15 protein-coding genes are annotated in these 20,687 nt (G+C 65.1%); 2 read left to right on the top strand and 13 right to left on the bottom strand.

The genetic code is table 11. The annotated features are described in order from the left end of the window. Nucleotides 1-13 precede the first annotated feature (13 nt). From tssG to tssA, 8 genes are all read right to left on the bottom strand, one after another. Entirely contained in the window at nt 14-1,132 is a 1,119-nt protein-coding gene (gene tssG / locus CCS01_RS14860) for a type VI secretion system baseplate subunit TssG (protein WP_104519581.1), read from the bottom strand. Further along, entirely contained in the window at nt 1,129-2,979 is a 1,851-nt protein-coding gene (gene tssF, locus CCS01_RS14855; RefSeq protein ID WP_104519580.1) for a type VI secretion system baseplate subunit TssF, read from the bottom strand. The genes tssG and tssF overlap by 4 nt, the downstream gene beginning before the upstream one ends. An 11-nt stretch (nt 2,980-2,990) precedes the next feature. After that, nucleotides 2,991-3,506, bottom strand: coding sequence for a type VI secretion system baseplate subunit TssE (tssE, locus tag CCS01_RS14850; RefSeq protein ID WP_239992167.1), 516 nt, complete (start codon nt 3,504-3,506; stop codon nt 2,991-2,993). Further along, a complete protein-coding gene (locus CCS01_RS14845) occupies nt 3,503-4,300 on the bottom strand; it encodes a type VI secretion system accessory protein TagJ (RefSeq protein WP_104519578.1) in 798 nt (265 codons plus the stop codon). Before CCS01_RS14845 ends, tssE begins: the two co-directional genes overlap by 4 nt. 244 nt (nt 4,301-4,544) lie before the next feature. Next, nucleotides 4,545-6,083, bottom strand: a complete 1,539-nt coding sequence (tssC, locus tag CCS01_RS14840) for a type VI secretion system contractile sheath large subunit (RefSeq protein WP_104519577.1) — start codon at nt 6,081-6,083, stop codon at nt 4,545-4,547. A 31-nt stretch (nt 6,084-6,114) separates the two neighbouring features. Further along, nucleotides 6,115-7,608 carry a type VI secretion system contractile sheath large subunit gene (gene tssC, locus CCS01_RS14835; protein WP_104519576.1) on the bottom strand — a complete coding sequence of 498 codons (1,494 nt, stop codon included), beginning with the start codon at nt 7,606-7,608 and terminating at the stop codon, nt 6,115-6,117. A 4-nt stretch (nt 7,609-7,612) separates the two neighbouring features. Beyond that, complete coding sequence (gene tssB / locus CCS01_RS14830) at nt 7,613-8,122, bottom strand: type VI secretion system contractile sheath small subunit (protein WP_104519589.1); 510 nt, start codon at nt 8,120-8,122, stop codon at nt 7,613-7,615. Between the two features lie 172 nt (nt 8,123-8,294). Then, complete coding sequence (gene tssA / locus CCS01_RS14825) at nt 8,295-9,425, bottom strand: type VI secretion system protein TssA (protein ID WP_158258402.1); 1,131 nt, start codon at nt 9,423-9,425, stop codon at nt 8,295-8,297. 263 nt (nt 9,426-9,688) lie between these two features. Here tssA and tssH point away from each other — a divergent pair, with 263 nt between their 5' ends. Then, nucleotides 9,689-12,328, top strand: a complete 2,640-nt coding sequence (gene tssH / locus CCS01_RS14820) for a type VI secretion system ATPase TssH (RefSeq protein WP_104519574.1) — start codon at nt 9,689-9,691, stop codon at nt 12,326-12,328. Between the two features lie 30 nt (nt 12,329-12,358). Continuing rightward, nucleotides 12,359-12,835, top strand: a complete 477-nt coding sequence (locus CCS01_RS14815) for an Hcp family type VI secretion system effector (protein WP_104519573.1) — start codon at nt 12,359-12,361, stop codon at nt 12,833-12,835. A 158-nt stretch (nt 12,836-12,993) separates the two neighbouring features. On the opposite strand, the gene CCS01_RS14810 is transcribed toward CCS01_RS14815, so the two are convergent. From CCS01_RS14810 to tssK, 5 genes are read right to left on the bottom strand one after another with little or no spacing between them, the layout of a single operon-like run. Then, the gene (locus CCS01_RS14810) at nt 12,994-13,731 is read right to left on the bottom strand and encodes a PP2C family protein-serine/threonine phosphatase (RefSeq protein ID WP_104519572.1); all 738 of its coding nucleotides are present in this window, start codon (nt 13,729-13,731) and stop codon (nt 12,994-12,996) included. Nucleotides 13,732-13,785: 54 nt separating this feature from the next. Then, a complete protein-coding gene (gene tagF / locus CCS01_RS14805) occupies nt 13,786-14,217 on the bottom strand; it encodes a type VI secretion system-associated protein TagF (protein ID WP_146101774.1) in 432 nt (143 codons plus the stop codon). Continuing rightward, nucleotides 14,214-17,735, bottom strand: a complete 3,522-nt coding sequence (tssM, locus tag CCS01_RS14800; protein ID WP_104519570.1) for a type VI secretion system membrane subunit TssM — start codon at nt 17,733-17,735, stop codon at nt 14,214-14,216. Before tssM ends, tagF begins: the two co-directional genes overlap by 4 nt. A gap of 2 nt (nt 17,736-17,737) precedes the next feature. Further along, a complete protein-coding gene (tssL, locus tag CCS01_RS14795) occupies nt 17,738-19,135 on the bottom strand; it encodes a type VI secretion system protein TssL, long form (RefSeq protein ID WP_104519569.1) in 1,398 nt (465 codons plus the stop codon). After that, nucleotides 19,132-20,454 carry a type VI secretion system baseplate subunit TssK gene (tssK, locus tag CCS01_RS14790; RefSeq protein ID WP_104519568.1) on the bottom strand — a complete coding sequence of 441 codons (1,323 nt, stop codon included), beginning with the start codon at nt 20,452-20,454 and terminating at the stop codon, nt 19,132-19,134. Before tssK ends, tssL begins: the two co-directional genes overlap by 4 nt. Nucleotides 20,455-20,687: the final 233 nt, after the last annotated feature.

The raw sequence follows: 20,687 nt of genomic DNA, 5'->3' as shown, positions 1-20,687 counted from the left end.
CGACGCCCAACGGTCAGACTGTACGCTGGTTGGTATGAGCCGTGCTGCTTCGGGCTTGCTGCGCCTCGATCGCATCGGCATCGAAAATGGCATCGGCCGCGTCGCGCTGCGGCAGGAAGCTGCCGCTGTCGATGGGCAGCCACGTGTTCCAGCCCAGGCGCGGCCGGACAGCCGCGTCGAGGGAAAGTTGCAGGGCACCGGGCGTATCCGCGCGAGACACGTCGGCGGCGGCAAGGACGGGATTGACCGCGAAGCCGAGCTCGGGCCCGACAAATGCGCGGACCAGGGATACCAGACTTTGCAGAATTTCCCGGTCGGGCAACATCCGGTCGAAATCCGCCCGGCTGAGCGGGCCGATGCGCAGCAGCATCCGTGCCTCCGGGCTGAAGGCACGCACGCCGAGCGCGGCATCGATCCCGAGTTGACGGAAACTGCCGGCGACGCCGACACGGCTGCGTTGGTCGGGAGGCAGCCAGAGCCAGGCGCCGGCAAATTCGATGATCTGCACCGATGTGCCGAGCCAGTCCGTCAGCATGGCACCCAGGCGTTCGGCTGAACGAGGCCGCATGGCGAACAGCCCGGCGTAGTGCAGCAGCGGGTTGACGCCGGTGGCGAGGCGAGGCGCGATATGCGGTGTTGCATGCCCGGTCAGCGCCAGCAGCACCTGGGAAATGGCGTCAGGTTGCGGGGTTCGCCGCAACCGGGCAACATCCGCGGCACGGGAGGGGCGGTACTTCGTCGCGGCCATCGCGAAAAAACCGACGAAGCGCTCGCCGAGCAGATCGAGGAACTGATGCAGCGCAGTCGAACCGCCGCGCAGCGTCTGCACAATCATTTCAGAATAATATCGCGGCAGCACCCCGGATGGACCGGTCAGGCCCATCACGCCGACGACCACGTCCCGCCTGGATGCGGCGTCTCGTACCTCCTGCACGTCCGCTGCCGGGAAAGCGAGGCCCGGCGGGGTGCGGAAGCGGACTGCGGACGATGGCTCGTCCGTCGATGCCGCGCGCATCAGCACGCGCACCATCGCATCGAAGGTGAAGCGGCGCGGCTGCCGCTGCAAGCGGGCGAGCGGCGCGTTGCGTGGCCGCCGGACCAGGGGAGCGGGTTCAGCCGGATCGGCGGTCATCCCAGCAGCCGTGTCCCGCTGCGCGCCGGCCAGGACGCGGCGTCCCCCGGGCGGCCACGGAGCACGATCCGGGTACGCGTGAAACTGTTGATCGTCGCATTCAGGGCAAAGAACCGCTCCAGAATCGATGCCAGCAGAAAAAGTCCTCCGACCTGCCATGCCCGGGGCTCCAGTTCCAGGGTAATGTCGAGGCCGCGGCAGAACACAGGGGGGACACGACGCCGATGTTGACCGGTTTGCGGCGGTTCGGGCGCGCGCGCCACGCCAGGCTGGCTGCTGATCGCGGTGATTGCATCGATCGCGGCCCGCGTTTCCGCCGTGTTGCGCAGGTCATACAGCCGCAGAATCTCCTTCAGCACCGCCGCGCCATCGGGGCCGCCGGTGACCGACAGATGGCCCAGGGACAAGTGGGAGATAAGGTGCCAGAATTTCCTGTCGCGCAGCGGTGGGCGCAAGGTATTCGTTGCAGGCGAAACTGCCGTGATCGCGGAAACCGCGGCGATGCCTTCCACGAGGCGAAGCGTCGGATGGCCGCCACCAAAAGGAAGATCAGTGGGCAGGTCACGATTCAGGCAGAGCGCATCGACGGACAGCACGGTGTCCGCGGCGGCGGCGGGATCGAAACCCGGGTCATGCGGAGCCAGGAAGACCTCGGTTCCCGGGACGCCGAACGCGGCCTCGCGCCGGGCGACGTGGTAGTGGCCGCCCGCGATTTCGGTCCGGATGGCGGACTCCGTCAGCCGATGGAACGGATACCAGGGGCGCTGGGTGCCATCGGGCAGCGTTTCACGCACCCGCTCCACCCCCCATACCTCGGTCGCGCGAGGGCGGCGAGCGTCCGGTTCCAGCCGGTATTCGATATCGGTGTGCGTCAGGGGGATGGGCTCGCAGCGTTGCGGGAACAGGTTGACGAGCGGCGTGCAGCCAAGGGCCAGCGATTGCTGGCCGACTGTGCGTTCAAGTTCTGGCGCGGGGCGGTCGAGATAGAGGAAGATTTCCAGGCGGTTGCCGCAGGGCAGCAGCGTCTTGCGATCGAGTTCGCCGATGTCGATGAACAGGAACTTCTCGGGAAAGGCGAAGTATTCTGTCATCAGCCGGAATCCGGAAAACCCACGGGCCGACCAGGGAAGCAGGGCTTCGTCGGGGCCGAAGCCGCCGGGTTGCACCGCACCGGGCGGGAGAATGACCGGGCTGGCATCGGCGGCGGTGTCGGCGAGGGCGACCGAGATCACGTGTCCACAGACGAGTTCGTACAGCGGCAGGGTCTGGTTCGGCGGGCCGCGCAGGAAGAAACGCAGACGGTCGATGGCAAGCTGCGAAAAGGTTACCTCTGGAACCAGGCACGCCAGGGTGATGCGCAGCACAGCGGCAGCGCCCGCCGCGGCGGGATTGGCGGGCGCAACGATGGGCTGTCCGGACAGGCGGACGGCTTCGACCGTGACCGGCCATAGCGTCACCGGGGTCGTGGTGCGATAGCGAAGGGTTTCGCCCCGCACCGGTTCCGTATCGACGGCAAGACCGGCGGGCAACCGGGCCGGCGTCAGCAGGTCCGGCTGGCAGGCCAGTTGCGCGACCATGCAGGACGGCACCGGGGCCAGATAATGCGGGTACAGAAGCCCAAGCAGGGCGTCGGTGAGTTCCGGAAATTCATCGTCCAGGCGATGCTGAACGCGCGCCGCGAGAAACGCCATGCCTTCCAGCAGCCGCAAGACGTGCGGATCGTCCACGCCATCGGGCGAAAGGCGCAGGCGTCCGGCGATCTTCGGATGCGCCTCGGCGAACTCGCCTGCCAGCTGCTTGATGGCGTTCAGCTCGCGATCGTAATAGGGCAGCAGCGTTTCAGACACAGGCCCTGTCCTCAGGGCGCATCGCGGGCGACCACGATCACCTCGTCGGCCGACGGATCCACGAATGTATCGAATGAAATCGGCTCGGGGGCCGGATCGGCATGCAGGACGGCGTCGATGCGTAGTCGCAACGCCGAGTCGAGCGGTGCATCGGCGTTCTGCAGGGACACGGTGAGCGACAGGAACCTGGGCTCGAACCGGCGGATCGTGTCCTCGACCTCAAACCGGAGTTCTTCCCGCTGCCGGGGATCGTTGAAAGCGCCGGCACTGAAATCGGGAAGACCGTAGCCGATGGGCGAAACGGCGAGGTGCCTGAGGGACGCCGGCCAGGAACGCCAGCGGCGGCGGGCATTCAGCAGGGCTTCAAGATCGCGCCGCACGGCATTGCGCAGCGCGGTCAGCGAATCGCCGGGAAACGAAACCCCGTCGCTGCGCTGGCCGGGGTTGAGATCGATCAGACGGTCCAGCAATGGCGCCTGGAAGCGCAGCGATTGATTCCGCGGATCCATGCCCGGGCGGCGGCTCATGCGCCGAACCGCAGGGCTGTCAGGGCCATGGCATCAATGCCGTCCTCTCCGGCGAGAAACAGTTTCTGGCCTACCCCGCGCACAAGGCCGCCGGGCATTTCGCGCCAATCGGTTTCCCGCCCGAGACGCTGCAGATCGGAAACCGCATCGGCGACCGGGTAGATGACAGGCATATAGACATCGCCCTCCGGCCCCTCGGCCACGGCCATGGACACGCGGCGCCAGATCAGGTCCCGCAACCGGGCCGGCGGATGGAAGACCGCGCTGGTGACCCTCTCGGTCGGGATCCAGAAGTATTTGCCTGTCGTGGTCAGCACTTCCAGGCTGCCCGCCAGAAGGTCATCGGCATCCCGGAAATCGTCGAACGTGGCGTCGCCCGCGTAGCCCGGAACGCGCGGGCGCGTCGCCTCGGCCAGGTCCGACTGACGGGCGGCTTCGGTTCCATCCCCGGCCTGCATCGCGACAATGGCGGCAAGCTGAAGCCGCTGCGCGGGCGTTGGACCGGACAGGAATTCCGGCAAGCGGCCATCCTGGAACAATTGCCGGCGCGCGGTTTCGGCACGGATGAGCTGGCGGAACTCGGCGGCAACCAGCGACGCGGTCGCATCCACCGCCGCGGCTGCGTCCATCAGCACATCGGCCCGTTCCAGATTACCAGCCGCCAGCAGCAGTTCGGCCAGCAGCACCCGGGCGTCGAGATTGGTGGGCGCCTTGCGAACGGTGGCCTGCGCCGCGCCGATGGCGTCAGCCAGCCGGCCCTGCCGCAGCAACGATGCGACGGTCTCATCGCTCATGGAACGATATCCTGCTCTCTCATACCAACAGCCGTTGATCCCGGCCGCTGCCAATTCGTCATGGTGGATGAATCCTGTCCCCAGCGAAGGTCGGGAAGGCCGCCATCCACGCCTTCTGCCGGTATCGGCACCGCAAGGTGTGGATGCCGGGCCTGCGCCCGGCATGACATTGCAGCAACGGCCTGCACCCGCCGTGACACCAGGAAGCCTGCGGTCCGACGGTCAAATGCCAGAGTGGCCGGTCTCATAGTCGTGCCCCGCCGAAATCCGTCACGAGCTGGAACGTCGCCGCGAGATCATCGAGCTGATAGTGCGGCTGGAGGCGCACGATGCAGCCGAAGCTGCCGGGCCTGCCGATCTGTTCCCGGACCTCTACCTGTGCCGCGACCAAGGGATGCCGCGCCCGGCTTTCCGCGGCGGCGGACAGGTTGCCATTGACGTAGCGGGTAAGCCAGCCCTGCAGCTGGCGCTCGATTTCGTCGGCAGTCCGGAACGAACCGACCATCTGCCGGCCCATCAGCTTCAGGTAATGGGCGAAACGGGATGCGCACAAGATCGAATTGAGCTGCGAGGAGACGTGGGCGTTGGCATTGACCGGCGCCGCATTCCTGCCGGTTCGGCGCGGCGGGATCAGCAGGCTGCCGACGGCACCGAAGACCAGTTCCTCGGTGTTGGGCACGGATGCCAGCGGGATCAGGCCGTTCGCGGCAAACTCACGTTCCTGGCGATCGTTCCAGACAATCTCGAGCGGGATGCGAGGCCAGACCAGATCGAATTCCGTCCGGAACGGTTCCGCCGGTGCGTGCTGCACGAGCCCACCGCCGATCCGGTCGACTTCCACGCCGCGCAGGTCGGCAGGCCAGGCATAAGTGGCGAACGCGCGGGCGACGACGGCCCCGAACCCGTAGGCCGCATTGGACCAGACGCGATGTTCCGGGCCCGGCGCGTATTCGGCGTAACGGAAGCCGTCGTCGCGTGTTCCGTCATCCTGCCAGGGCGGACGCGCGAGCATCCGCGGCAGGGCGACGCCGACGAAGCGCATGTCGGTTCGGGTCCCCAGGCCGCGCCAGCGGGCGTGGTCGGTATTGCGTAAAGGCGCGGTGACATCCAGAACATTGGCTAGTTCGTAAAAGTGATCGACTTCCAGCAGTGCCGGCGAGGCACCAAGGATCATCGGTGAAAAGGCGGCGGCGGCGACGCTGGAAAGCGATGCCAGTGCGCTGACATCGTCACTGCGTGCGTGGCCACCGGCCTGATGACGGACTTCGTGGTCGATGATGATCAGCCCATAGGGCTCGCCGCCGGGGGAGCCGAATTCTTCCTCGTAAATCTTGCGAAACAGCTGGCTTTGGTCGAATTCCAACGCCAGATCGAGGTCGCGGCAGATTTCCGGCCAGGTGACATTGAGCAGCTTGATCTTCAGCCGGGCGTTCAGGTCCGCGCCGTTCACCAGCCAGGACAGGCCGCGCCACCTGCCTTCCAGTCGCAGCATGCCGGGATGATGCAGGATGGCATCGATCTGTTCCGACAGCATTGCGTCGATCGCGGCAATGTCGCGATCCAGGGCGCCTCGCACTGCCACTGTATCGACATCAGGCCGCTCGGTGCCGAACCATAGCTTCAGCGCGGCGTGGTGATCCGCAGACAGGAAAGTGGCGAAGATTTCTGCCAGATCTTCGTCGGCACGGCCGACAAACGTCCCGGCCAGCACGGATGCGCGAAGCCGCGTGGTGGCGCCTTGCTCGGCTGGCGCTTTGTGACTGGAAGCTGACGCCTTGTTCATATCCTCTGCCCCACCGGCGGCAAGCCGGGGCTCAGGCTGCGGCGGACGGGATTCGGGCCACCATGCGTAGGCTGGTCGTCAATTCTTCCATTTGCAGCCAGGGGCGGATATGGGCTATGGCGTTGTATGACCCGGGCCGGCCAGGGATTTCCCTGACTTCGACGCGGGCTTCGCGCAGCGGGTATTGCGCCTTCATCTCCTGGCCCGCATTTGGATTGGTGTTCACATAATTGGCGATCCAGCGGTTCAGCATCATTTCGACATCGGCGGCTTCCTGAAAGCTGCCGATCTTGTCGCGGGCCATGACCTTCAGGTAGTGCGCGAAGCGGCCGGAGGCCATCAGATATGGCAGGCGAGCGGAGATGGCGGCATTGGCGGTGGCTTCGGGACGATCATATTTCTTGGGCTTCTGTACCGACGCCGCACCGAAGAAAACTGAATAGTCCGTATTCTTGTAGTGACAGAGCGGCAGGAAGCCGAGGTTCGACAGTTCGAATTCCCTGCGATCGGTAATGGCGATTTCGGTCGGGCACTTGGTGTCCAGATCGCCATCGTCCGACATGAAGACATGGGTTGGCAGGTTTTCGACCTTGCCGCCGCCTTCCGCGCCGCGAATGGCGGTACAGAAGCCGTACCTGGCAAATGCGTCGGTCATTCTTGCGCCCATGGCGTAGGCGGCGTTCATCCAGCAATATTCATCGTGCTGCAAGGGCTTGGCCGCGCCGGATGTGTCCCGAGGCGCTTCCTCATAATCGAACTCGTCGATCTGTTTCGTCGCCCTTCCGTATGGAAGCCGTGCCAGGGTGCGAGGCATGACAAGACTGACAAAGCGGGAGTCCTCGCTGTCGCGAAAGCTGCGCCATTTCGTATAGTCAGCGGACTCGAAGATCTTGGCGAGGTCGCGCGGGCGGGACAGCTCGGTCCAGGACTCAAAGCCGAACATTCCCGGTCCGGCCGCGGAGATGAACGGTGCGAAGGCGCTCGCCGCGACGTTGGATATCAGGCGCAGGGTTTCGATATCATCCGGATGCTGGCTCCACTCATAATCGCCGATCAGCGCACCATACGGCTCGCCGCCAGGGGTTCCGAACTCATTCTCATAGATTTTCTTGAACAATTGGCTTTGATCGAATTCCACGGCGCGCTGCAGGTCGCGGGACAAGTCACGCTTGGAAATGTTCAGCACCTTGATCTTCAGGCTGGTGCCGGTTTCGCTGTTCTGCACAAGGTGATGCAGCCCACGCCAGCTTCCTTCCAACTGCGTGAACTTCGGATCGTGCATGATCGCGTTGAGCTGCGCCGACAACTTGTGATCGATGGCGGCGATAGCCTTGTCGAAGGTACGGGTCAGATTCTTGTCGAACGTGACCGTCCCGGCCATCGCCTGTTCCAGCAGGTTCCTGACCAGATCCTGGGCCTGGTCCGGGGCTGTCTGCTTCGTTGCAGATACGACCTGATCGAGTATGGAGACGGTCTCGGCGGCCGGAGCGCCGGCTGCAGAGGGTACGGACTGGGTTCCCGACACTGCTTCAATCCCCCTGCTTGTCGAGGCCGAGCTGGCTGGAAAGCGCCTTCATTTCGTTGTCGTTCTGCAAAACCTGCTCAAGGAGATTTTCAAGCTCCTCTGAGCGGTCCACCTTGGACATCAGGTCGCGCAGCTTGGCACGCGTCTCCAGAAGTGTGCGCAACGCCGGAACCTGCTGGGCGACGCGCGCGGGTTCGAAATCCTCGATCGAGCGGAAGGCGAGTTCGACCGCCATCTGCGTGCCGTCGTCGGACAGTTTGTTGTCCACCTTCAGCTTGAGTCCGGGCATCATGCTGGCCATGACATCGTCGAAGTTGTCCCGGTCGATCTGGATGAACTTCCGGTCCGCCAATGGGCGCAGCGGCGCGGTTGGGTCACCGGAAAAATCGCCCATGACGCCCATCACGAAGGGCAGTTCCCGCTCAACCTGAGCGCCTTCAGTTTCCACTTCATAAGTGATGTGAACCCGCGGCTTGCGCACCCGGCTCAGTTTATCGTGGACGCTTCCACTCATGCCCATTTCCCATGGTTCAGCCCGCTAGGGGCACATTTTTTCCCAGGTGGCAGGATACTAGCGGGTGATGCAATGCGGTCAACAACGGAAGAAAATCGAAAATTCAAGTGACGCGGAGCAGAAACGCGAAAATGTGTCATCCCGCAGTCCGGCGGCAGGCCGTCTGGCGGTTTCATTCGTTCGACGGCGGTGGCCGGATGCCAAGGTTTGTCAGGAAAGCATCACGGCTGCTGCGATCCGCGATGACCTCATCAAGCAGTTCCAGCCAGGGCATTCGGGCCCTGCGCACCGCCTCGGCCAGGGTGTAGGAAAGCGGGGAGTGCGGTTCGGTCCGCCGGAAAAAGTCCGAAATCGTATCGAGAATCTGCAGTGCGCTGTCCCGCGTCAGATTTTGCGGCGAAGATAATTGCGAGGACAATGACGGCAACGCCGGCTGATCCGGCGCTTCGGCATGCGCATTTACGTCCATGACGGCGGAGCTGTCCGCGTGGGCAACCTGCGGTACGTATCGGCCTGCGATCTGGCCAAGCTCCTGGATGATGTCACGGACACTTGACATCGCGGGCGCGTCGGCGCCCGCCTTCGCGTCGATGACGGCGGCCATCGCGCTCCAGGACGCGAGAGCCACGGCGGCATCCGAGGAAAGTTCGGCGAGCGAGGCTCGGCCGACGGTGCGCGCGTCGTTCTCGAGGTCCTCAAAGGGTATTATGCCGGCGTCGATCCGTTGCTGGCGCACCGCCGGTTCCATCGTCGGCAGTCTTGCGGACGCCTGGTATTGATAAAGTGCCACCGGGGAGCCGTCCGGCCGCCGGAACAGCACAAGCCGGAACAACGGCGCGGCGAGCGTACCGGCGCCGCCACGGCCACAGAGCCCTGCCAACGGCGCGACGCGCGTTTCCATGCCGTATTCGTCCGGCGAAGGATACAGAACATCCCAGTAGCGGGTCGCCAGGCCTTCGATCAGATGGCTGCCGGCGGCAAGGCCACGCAAGCCGTTGCTGCGGACCAAGGATTCGGTAAGCCAGGCCGCGATTTCCAGGTCCTTGGTCCGCTCTGTCAGCAATTGCGTGCCAAGGTCGCGCAACATGCGCCACAGAGGCGCGGGGTCCGGTGGCGAGGCGGACATCCCGGTATCGTAGGATTCAAGCTCACGTTCCACGGCGCGCGCTTCGGATCGGGCATCGCGCATCCGATTATAGAGCAATTGTGCGGAACGATCTTCCCGGACGTCGATACCCTGCGGGGCGTCCGGCGAGATCGGCGCCAACAGCGCATCGAGATCGAATCCCTCCGGCAGGTTCAAAATCCCTGGTCCTTTCGTCCCCTGTCTCGAAGCCGTTTCATCCTGATCGACAGGGCCACGTGCTTCCACAGACTATGTGTTCGCGCGTTCCGGAACCGGTTCACTGGACTGGGTTCACGAGGCTGGGTCCACCGGGCTGGATGCCGGGACGGCCAGCGTGACTCGGCACTGGACAACTTCTTCACCTAGCACATAGTGTAGATCACTGAGAAGAGCGACCAGATGCCGTCATCTGGCATCACTGCCGTGGAACGGGAAGCGACATGGCCGGCATCGACCTGAAACAGCTGGTTTCCAGACTAAACGAGCCCTGCCGCCGGGCGCTGGAAGCCGCAGCCGGGTTGACCCTGTCGCGCACACATTACAATGTCGAAATAGAACACTGGCTGCATACGTTGTGGGACCGGACCGACGGCGATGTGGCCGCGATCCTGCGCCATTACGAAGTGGATTCCGGCCGGCTGTCGGCGGATCTGAACAAAGCGCTGGACAGGATGCGGACCGGCAATGGCCGCGCGCCGTCGCTGGCGCCGGAACTGGTGGAACTCACGAAGCAGGCGTGGCTGCTGGCTTCGGTGGAGTTCGGGCAGACGATGATCCGGTCCGGGCATCTGATCTGGGCCTTGCTTGCCGACGAAACCTTGGCGCGCCGGGCGCGGGATGCCTCCAGCCAGTTGCTGAAGATTCCGCCCGATCTGCTGAAGCGTGATTTCGCCGCCATCACCGCCAACAGTGCCGAGGCCGCGCCAACCGGCCAACGACCGGAGGCTGCAGGACCGGAGATCGGCGGGTCCGACGCCATGGCGCGGCCCGCCACAGGGGCGCTGGACCAGTTCACCACCGATCTGACCGCCCAGGCGGCGGCCGGAAGGATCGACCCGATCCTGGGCCGGGACACGGAAATAAGGCAGGTGATCGACATCCTGACCCGGCGGCGGCAGAACAATCCGATGCTGACGGGCGAGGCCGGGGTCGGAAAGACCGCCGTAGTGGAAGGTTTTGCGCTGCGGATTGCCCAGGGCGATGTGCCTCCCGCGCTGAAGGACGTCGCGGTGCGCAGCCTCGATCTCGGCCTTCTGCAGGCAGGCGCCGGTGTAAAGGGAGAATTTGAGAACCGTCTGCGCAATGTTATCGACGAAGTGAAGGCAAGCCCACGGCCGATCATCCTGTTCATCGATGAGGCGCACACGCTGATCGGCGCGGGCGGCGCGGCCGGACAAGGCGACGCGGCCAATCTGCTGAAGCCCGCCCTGGCCCGTGGGGAATTGCGGACGATCGCCGCCACCACCTGGGCCGAGTACAAGAAGTATGTGGAAAAGGATGCGGCGCTGACACGTCGCTTCCAGGTGGTGAAGGTGGAGGAACCGTCGGAGCCGGTTGCGACGGCAATGATCCGCGGCCTGGTCGAAACGCTTGAACAGCACCACAAGGTCCGCATCCTGGACGACGCCGTCAGTGCCGCCGTGCGTCTTTCGGCACGCTATATCCCCTCGCGGCAGCTTCCGGACAAGGCTGTCGGCCTGATCGATACCGCCTGTGCCCGCGTGGCCATGAGCCAGGCCGCCGTGCCGGCGCCGATCGAGGACCGCGAGCGGCGGATTGGCCTGATCGACACGGAACTGGGTATCCTGGAGCGAGAGACCGCGGCGGGCGAGGACCACGCAGACAGGCGCGCGGCGCTGAAGACGGAGCGGGCGGAACTCTCCGATGTCCGCGCCGCGCTGTACGATCGCTGGCAACAGGAAAAGGCGCTGGTTGCGCAGATGGCCGAACTGCGCCGGACTATCGAAAACGATACGGACGTGGGAACGGCCGACGCGACGAGGAACCGGCTGATCGAGACTGTCCGGTCACTGCATGCGTTGCAGGGCGAGGAACCGCTGATTCATCCGGTTGTGGACGAACAGGCGGTGGCAGAGGTTGTCGCAAGCTGGACCGGCATCCCGGCCGGACGGATGCGATCCAATGAAATCCGCACGGTGCTGCAGTTGAAGGAGGCGATGGAGCGGCGGATCGTCGGGCAGCCTCATGCGTTGGAGGCTGTTTCGCAATCGATCCGAACAAGCCGCGCGGGGCTGACGGATCCGCGAAAGCCGGTCGGGGTTTTTCTGATGGTTGGCACATCAGGCACCGGAAAGACGGAAACCGCCCTGGCGCTGGCCGATCTGCTGTATGGCGGCGAACAGAACCTGACGACGATCAACATGACGGAGTTCAAGGAGGAACACAAAGTCAGCCTGCTGATGGGAAGTCCTCCCGGTTACGTCGGCTACGGCGAAGGCGGAATTCTGACCGAAGCGGTGCGGCGGCGGCCATACTCGGTGATCCTGCTGGATGAGATGGAGAAGGCGCATCCCGGGGTGCAGGATGTGTTCTTCCAGGTGTTCGACAAGGGCAACATGAAGGACGGCGAAGGCCGCGACATCGACTTTAAGAACACCGTTATCATCATGACGTCGAATGCGGCTACGGACCTGATTGGCCGGCTGTGCGCGGACCCGGACACGGCGCCTGATGCGGACGGATTGGCGGATGCCCTGATGCCGGAACTGATGAAACACTTCAAACCGGCCTTCCTGGGGCGCGTGACGCTGGTGCCCTATTTCCCGCTTTCGCCTGATATCATCAGGCAGATCGTCACGCTGCAGTTGGGACGCGTCAGACAGAGGGTGACGGAGGCCTACAAGGCCGACCTGGCCTGGGGTCCCGACGTTGTGGACACGATTGCGGCGCGATGCACCGAGACATCGTCCGGCGCTCGCAACATCGAGAAGATACTGTCGCGCACGCTGCTGCCTGAACTGTCAGCCTTGGTTCTGGCTCGGCTGGCCGAGGGCTCCGCCGTACAAATGATACGGATCGGAGTGGACGGCCGGAGTTCGTTTTACTACGATATTCACTAGACTGGATCTTACGGCGATAGGGGGGGCGCAATGGCGATCTACATGAAGTACGGATCCATCGACGGGGCTGTCACCACGAAGGGCTTCGAAAAGTGGATCGAGTTGCACTCGCTGCAATGGGGCGTCGGACGTGCGATCGGTTCGGCGTCACGCTCACCCGAATCGCGCGAAGGTTCGGAGCCCAGCATCAGCGAGGTCACGGTCACAAAGGTGATGGACGTCGCCTCCAATAAATTGTTTCAGGACGCGGTTGCGGGCAATCTTGCCAACGACGTGATGTTGAAAATGACTTCGACGACGAAGGATACGGTCACGACGTTTCTGACCTACAAGTTGTCGAACACCGGCATCAGCGGGTACAGCGTGTCCACTGGAGGTGATAACCCGACGGAGTCGTTGTCGCTGAACTTCACCAAGATCATGATTACATATACAGGGCTGACACCGCAGACGCAGGGGAGTCCGGATACGGTGGGTTATGATCTGACGCAGATGTCGAAGGTGTAGAATCTCAATCCGGTTATGTATCACGAGTTGGTGGAACGTCATCCAACGTATAGCTGTTTGGCCAATACTCGTCTGTGGATTCCAAAGCATCAATCGTAACTTGCTCTCCCGCGGTGAAGGGTACCCGACTGGCACGCTGCATCGGCGGTGACACCGGGTCACTCAAGTCTTCCGCCGATCAAGATAGCCACCGCCGTCACATTGTCACTCGCATTCATCGCCAGCGCCGCGGCAATCATCGCTTGCGTCGGTGGCACCCCGGTATCCTCCGCCAGCAAACGCGCCAGTTCCACTTCGGGCACACTCTTGTACAGCCCATCGCTGCACAACAGGAACCGATCCCCCGGCTGGGTCCGGTTACTCGCCTTGTCCAGCACCAGTTCGTCCATATCGGCACCAACAGCGCGGGTGATCACATTCCCCTGCGGATGAGCCTCCGCGTCCTCCGGATGGATGGCACCGCTGTCCACCAGTTCCTGCACAAGGCTGTGGTCGTGGGTAATCTGCTGCAGCACGCCGTCGCGCAGCAGGTAGCATCGCGAGTCCCCGGCCCAAAGACAGGCAAAATGCTCATCCCGCAGCATCAGCACGACAATCGTGGAGGCGCCCAGGATCGGCCGCCCGTCCCGCTCTGCCAAAGCGCGCAACGAGATATGCGTGGCTTCGATGCCTGCCCGCACTTCGGCCAGAAGTTCCGCGGCCGATACAGACTCGGGAATGGCTTCCAGCGCGCTCCGCAGCATGCCCGAGGCCATCTGCCCGCCCTCGTGCCCCCCCGCCCCGTCAGCGACCGCCCATAGCCCAAGCGCCGGCCGGTCAACAAACGCATCCTCGTTGTACGAGCGGCCTGCGCTTGGATGCGTGGCCGCCCAGGACAGGAATTGCGGCGTTGTCATATCGGCGGCTCCTCCTGGCATCTTCGCCTTGGTTGTGTTTCCTATGTTCTCGTGTCACATGTTCTCAGGGCGGTCGCTCAGAAGCAGCCGTTCCGGCGGCCCGGCCCGCCCGGGCGTTTCATCCGGTGGGGTCGCGCCAGGTTGGCGGCAGCCCAGCATGGCCGCGAAAACCGGGGCGCCCGGCAGACCGTCCAAAGTGATCCCGGTGGGCTCAACCAGCGCGGAACCGTCGGTCCACCATCGTGAAGCCGAAACGACAGCCAGATGAAGGTCCGGGACATCCATCATCCTCCTGGCATCTTCGGGTGACACGACATCCTGCAAGGCGTCGAGCCACGCCGCACCCGCCCGCCTTTGGGTCTCCGCCGTCATCTCCGACAGCCAATGGTCCCATCCATCCGTGCAGTCGCGCGGCAACCCCAGGCGAACAAAATCGCCCCGCACCGGTAATTTGCCGAAGATCCCCGTGGCCAGCGGCAGGGTCATAGCGAGGGGCACCGGAAATCCCGCAGCACGCCCGGCATGAACGGATTCAGTACCGAGCTGGCGCGGATCTGATAGGTCACGTGGTGGTCGCCCACGTCAAAGCTCAGGACGTATTCGTCAGCAGATCCTGCCCGCGCCAGATGCCCCTGGCCGAACAGCCGGAACAACGCCCAGGGGCCGGTGGCCTGCAGCGCGGCGGGACCGCCGGCCCCGGACGAATCGAAGACCAGCCGGACATTGTTCATATGGTTCGGCCCCGGCCAGGTGACGGACATGCCGCGCAACGGCCCGTGCGCATAGACCAGTTCCCTGCCGTCGAAATCGAGCGTCACCTGCGTGGCGCCGCTGTCCAGCGTCAATGGCTGGATGTCGAAGCGCACCGTTGGTTCGCTGCCGCCGTTGGCGAAGAACAGGTCGCGGATGGCGGCGGCGCGCTGGAACTGCGCCAGCGCGCCAGGCGACACGGGTGGGGCAACGCCGTCCACCGCCTGGGCCCGCCACACGGGCCCGGACGTGTCCACGAACGGGCGCAATTGGGTGGTGAAGAACTGATCCAGCAAGCCGTTCGGCGCAAACAGGCGCGCGAAATCGTCCAGCGGAATGCCGTTCGGCGACGACGGAGAGAACGGATAACGCCCGGCCACCGCCTGCCGGCACAACGCAGCGGGACCGCCGGGGGCGTTAAACGCCGCGGTTGCGCTTTTCTGCGCATCGCGGCTGCGCAGCGTATCGCCGCCGCCGGTCAGAACAGTTATCCAGCGACGGATCGGTTCGGGCGCGCGGGATGCCTCGGCAAGCAGCGGCTGGGTAGGGTCGCTTCCCACGACCGAGGCGACGGATGCGCCCTGTGGCGTAGCGGACAGGCGCGCCAACTGCTGCTGCAGGTCGTTCAGCAGCTTCAGCAGCATGTCGATGGGCGCGCCGGGCCCCTTGCCAACATAGGCGATCAGCGGCGCGTAGTAGGTCTCAACTGCCTTGCCGGGCGGCTCCGCCGACGGCTCGGCTTTCTTGAACAGGTTCTGCAGGCGCGAATCCACAGCGTTCGCAGCCGCCGCGACACCTGTCGCGGCGCCGGGACCGGATGCCGGGGGCACGGACAGGGTCAACTGACGAACGATGCCGTTCAGCAGGTCGCGCATCGGCGACAGCGGCGAGGACAGGATATAAAGGGCCTGGATGGCCTGCTGCATGTTGTCGAGCGGATCGATGTCGATGTCGGCAAGCAGCGCGTCCCAGGTCTTCTCGTAATCCTTTTCATACAGCGCGATCACGTCGGGCAGCAGCGACAGCGCCTGCGGGCTCGTCGGATCGATTTCCGCCTGGGGGCCGAGCAGCCAGCTTTCGCTCTCGGCCTGGCGGGTGGCACTGGGCAATTGCGGCAGCAAGACCTTGTAGAAGCCCTCGACGGTGAAGAAGCCCGCAATCCCGTCGGTCATGGGCAGGCCGGAGCGGCGATGGAACAGGCGCACACCCGCCGGGCCAGCCGCATCACTCGGCCGCCAGGGCGGCAGCGCAGCGGCCTGCGGGGAGGTCCGGATCGCGCTGTACACCCGGTCGGCCAGGCTGACACGGCTGAAAGTGCTGCGGGCACTGTCGATCAGGGCGCCGTCCAGCGGGTATTTCGGCAAAGGCTCGTCCAGCAGCGCGGCCAGATGCTGCTCAAGCCGGTGACGGACACCGCTGTCAGCCGGGCTGCTGAAGGCAGAAGCCCAATCGTAGTGCATCCACTGCTTGATCAACGTTGGCTCCGGCGAATGCAGCGAGCCAAGCTCCATGTAGATCCGGGTTGCCTCGTATAGGAAGGTGGGCTTATCGAAGTTCTGCCGCATCTGGTTTTCCAGGCGCAGGATCAGCCGCGGCAGCAGGACGTTCCGCAACGCGTTCCTATAGACAGTTTCAGCGCCCGCGCGCAGCTTCGGGATCTGGGACAGTCCAGGGAACAACTGCATCACGGATGCGTCACTGTCCCGATCGCCGAACGGCAGAGCCCGGGCTTTGTCCAGCACAGGCAGGATCCGCCGCAGGTCGGCATCCCGCACCGCATCCAGCGGCAAGGCCTGCGCTGCCGCGGTGTAGTCGTCCAGCGCCCGGCCGGCATCCGCCGTCGCGGCGTTATTCACCGCCCTGGTCTGCAACAATGCGCCGGCGCCGGCTGCGGCCACCAGCACGGCGGCCACAGCGGCGCCCGCGCGCAGCAGGCGGTTGCGCCGCACTGCCGCGGGATTGCGCGAGATCAGCATCGATTCGTTGAAGATGACGTCCTTCAGCAGGCGCGTCAGGAAATAGCTGCGGCCGCGCTCCGGCGTCAGTGGCCTGGCGCGCACCTGATCGATGCCGAAGCTTCGGGCCATCACCGCCGTCAGACGATCGATCGGCGTTCCCTCCTGCGTGCCGGAGGTGAAATAAACGCCGCGCAGCATCGGGGCGGCGTCCAGGCGAGAGGCGCCAAAGGCCTCCGTGATGAACTCGCTCAGCGGCTGCTGCAGGCTTGCCATCTGCGCCGGGAAGTCGGCGATCAGGGGCCGGCGGTCGGCGCCGCGCTCGGCCTGCAGCCGGTCCAGCAGCCGGTCGTTCAGGCGCTGCATCAGCAGGGCGTATTCGTTTGCGAAATCCTTGGCAGCGCCGCCCCTCGAGACCGCCAGCGGGAAGGTCATGCCCCAGACTTGGCCCAGTTTCTCGCGATCCAGGTCGCTGAAGAAATCGACGAAGCCGGCCACGAGGTCGGCCTTGGTGAAGACCGCATAAACCGGCACCCGCACGCCAAGCTGCTCATATACGTCCTTGATGCGGCGGCGTATCGTGGCGGCATGGGCGGAGCGCTGGGCCGGGGTGGACCCGCCGATGCTGCTCTCCGGCTGCTGCGCATCCTGCAGCGCGAACACGACGATCAATCCGTTCAATGGCTGGCGCGTGCGGGTGCGCCGCAGCAGCGACAGGAAGGCGTTCCAGCCCGCCTTGTCCACCGTCGAGTCTTCCTGGGTGGTATAGCGGCCGGCGGTATCGATCAGCACCGCATCATCGGTGAACCACCAGTCGCACATCCGCGTGCCGCCGAACCCCGCCACCTTCTGGCCCATCTCCGCCGCCAGGGGGAACTTCAGGCCAGCATTCAGCAGCGCCGTGGTCTTGCCGGTGCCGGGCGGGCCAATGATGGCATACCAAGGCTGTTCATACAGATAGCCGCGCGAGCCCGACGCCTTCCTGAGCATGGTCAGGGCGGCGGTCAGTTTGTCGTGGAGCGCCGCCTCTTCCTCGGCCGAGGCCAGGGCGCCGTGGTCGGGTTCAGCCTGGGTGGCGCCGGCGACCAGGGCCGCGTCCCGGCGGCGCCGGCGCAGGTCCAGCAGCAGATTCGCGCCGGCCCAGGCCAGCGCCATGGCGGCGATGATCGCCGCGCGGGGGATCCAGCCCTCCAGTGCCGGCAGGAACGGCCCGAACCACCAGACCAGCAATGCCAGCAGGACGATACCGATGAAGCTCAGGAACCAGCGGGAACCAAGGATGCGAACGATCGACCGCATGGTCAGTCCTGCCTGTGCAGCACGATTTCGATCCGCCGGTTCTCCGCCCGGCCCTCGGGCGTGTCGTTGGAGGCAATCGGGTCGGCATCGGCGTGGCCGCGCGCGGTGAGCCGGTCGGGTTGCTTGAACTCACGCCCGATGATCGCCGCCGCGGCCTCGGCCCGAGCGGCGGACAGCTGGAAGTTCGACGGAAAGCGCACCGTATGGATTGGCTGGTTGTCCGTGTACCCGTCAACCTGCACGGGGCCTTGTTCCATGTTCAGCGCCTGGCCGATCCGCCGCAGCAGGGGAACGTATGCGCCGGCGACAGTGGCGCTGCCCGAGGCGAACATGCCGCGGTTGGTGATGCGGATGACGGGCATGGCATGATCTCCCAGGATCTTGACCAGGCCGCGGTCAATTTCAGGCTTCAGGAGGGTCGCCAGCGTTTCGGGCGGCTGCGGTTGACTCACAACAACCCGGGCGGGCGGCAGCACCGGCTTTGCGCGCACGATCTGCGGCTGCTGCGCGACAGGGGCGGACAGCATGCGTTCGAATACCGTGTTGGAAGCGGCGTTCAGGTCGGTGGTGAACCAGACGAACAGGCTGCCGATCGCAGCCAATGCGGCCGTGCCGATGACCCATACGGGAACCGCCCGGCGCGGCGGCACATATGGCACGCCCACCCCTTGCCAGTGCGGCGAGAGGGCAGCTTCCGCCGGCTTCCGATGATTGGAAATGACCGTGTACAGATCCTGCCGGACGCGGTCGAGAGCCGCCAGGGGTCTCTGGCTGACCCGAAGCTCACCCAGGAAGCCCAGGCTGAGGCACAGGTAGATCAGTTCCAGCAGCGGCAGTTCAGCGCCGGGATTGCGCTTGGCATCATCCAGCAGGCGGAAGAAGCCGACGCCGCTCTGGATGCCCTCGTAGCCCCGCAGCCCTTCGCGGAATCCCACCAGCAATGGGCGCGACGCCCATTCGCCGTTGCTGCCCCATTCCGTGTTTTGCGCCACGTCATCGAGCGCGGCGCACAGCACATACCGCGCCTTGATGACCAGGTCGTGCGGCAGGTCGTGGGTGCGGGCCTCGCGCTCGAAATCGCGGATCTGGCGCAGCGTCCGTTCCCGCAGGTCTGCCGGGTCGGGCTGGGAAAAGGTGCGCGAAAGCCGGGCAATCAGGGCGAGCAAGGGGCCGGCCGCGGAAACCAGCGGATTGAGGCCAAGGACGATCGGACCGGCATCGACGGCGGCAGTCGCGGGCCGGCCGGCCAATGTGGCGTCGGCCGCGGAACGCGGCGCGGCGGACGGGGGCGCGCGCGTCGCCGACAAATCGGGCGGCGGCGTCCGGGTCGGGCGTATTCCGCCGGGTACCGGACGGATGACGGTGCGATCGCTGTCCTCGTCGAAGGGATTGTCGCTCATCCTCGGATCGCCCAGAGTTCCAGCCGCAGGTTGGGGAAATCGCCGGACACATGGATCGCGAAGCCACCGGAATTCTGCATCTGCTGCCAGTGCGGGCTGGCGCGATCCAGCTCGAAGTAGGTGGCGCCGGCGTAGAACGGCAATTGCCGCGGGGCCACCGGAAGGGCGCGCACGGCGATGCCGGGAAGGGCGACATTCACCAGTTCGCGGATGTGCTCCACGGCGCCGATTTTCACCTGTGACGGGAATGCGCGGCGTAGCGTTTCGGTCGGCATGTCGCATTGAACAGTCAGCACGAAGCCCGAGGCGCGCAGAATGCTGCGGTCGCTGATCGGGCCGACCCGCACGCCGTGGCGGGCTTCCCGCAGCGGGATCGGGATTGCCGTCTGCTCCAGCACGGTGGACAGCGCGCGCCGCAAATCGGCCACCACAGGGGCGAAGCTGCGCTGCAGGTCGTCGTGGCGATAGGCCGGGTATTTCGTCGGCCGCCGCGTCTCCAGGAAGGTCGCGAACTCGCCGGCCATCTGCACCAGGGTCGTGTACAGCGCTTCCGGGTGGACATTGGCGGCATCGGCCCAGTGCGCCAGAACGTTCTGCCAGCCATTGACGGATTGCAGCAGCAGGAAATCGGCCACCTGGGCGACACCGGCCTGCCCGGGCGCGGTCATGCGCGCCGCCAGCGCCTCGCCGCGCTGGTTCAGCATGCCCGTAAGTTCCGTGATCAGGCCCGACAGCGGCGTGACACCTGAGCATACGATGGCAGGCGGTATCCAGCGTTCATCGAGAACGACGCGGCGATCGGCGGTGACCTCGGTCACGCGGGCCAGTCCGATACCCAGGAATCCGGCGCGGTCGTCGGTTTCCAGCAGGTAGCGCAGGTTCAGGCGGCCGACCTGCAGGTCCGCGGGTTGGGGCGAGGCGGAATGGGTGTCGTATGCCTCGAATGGGCAGGAGGAATAGCGGCCCATGGTGGGGCCGTCTCCCACCTCGATCGCGCCCGCCTGGCGGATGGGCACGCCGAGGTAAACCAGCACATTGCGCGTATTTTCCGGTACCTCGAGGGGCGGCGGATGATCGGCGTCGCCGGGCAGAGAAAACGGCGTGCCGTCTTCGAACACGCCGGCCGCGGAACTCAGGGCGAACCGCCCGCTGGCGAGCAGATCGCGGTTCAGCGCGTACTGGACCAGCCCCCAGCCATGCAGGCGCAGCGCCTTGACCCAGCCCTGGATGATCTGCTCGGTCCACCGGTCTTGCTGCTGGAAGTGCTGCGTGCGCAGGAACATGCCTTCCTGCCAGATCACGCGGTTGGTCCAGCTCATGGGTGGAAATCGTCCGAAGGCTGCAAACAGGCCAGGCGCATTCCTCCACCGTCATGGTGTGGCTTGTCCGGGCCGCCTATCGCAGCACGAGTGCTTGAACAGGCGGCCCGGACAAGCCGCATAGGCGCTGACATAGCGGGCTGGCCGCACTGCCATTTAATCATGCCGGGTGAAGGCCCGGCATCCACGGCTGGCGGCGTTGATGCCGCGGAAGGGCGTGGATGGCGGCCCTG

Origin of the sequence: Rhodopila globiformis, from assembly GCF_002937115.1 — a bacterium.
Lineage (GTDB): Bacteria > Pseudomonadota > Alphaproteobacteria > Acetobacterales > Acetobacteraceae > Rhodopila > Rhodopila globiformis.
The sequence above is the reverse complement of the archived record's forward strand: the minus strand, read 5'-3'. Positions and strand labels throughout refer to the sequence as shown.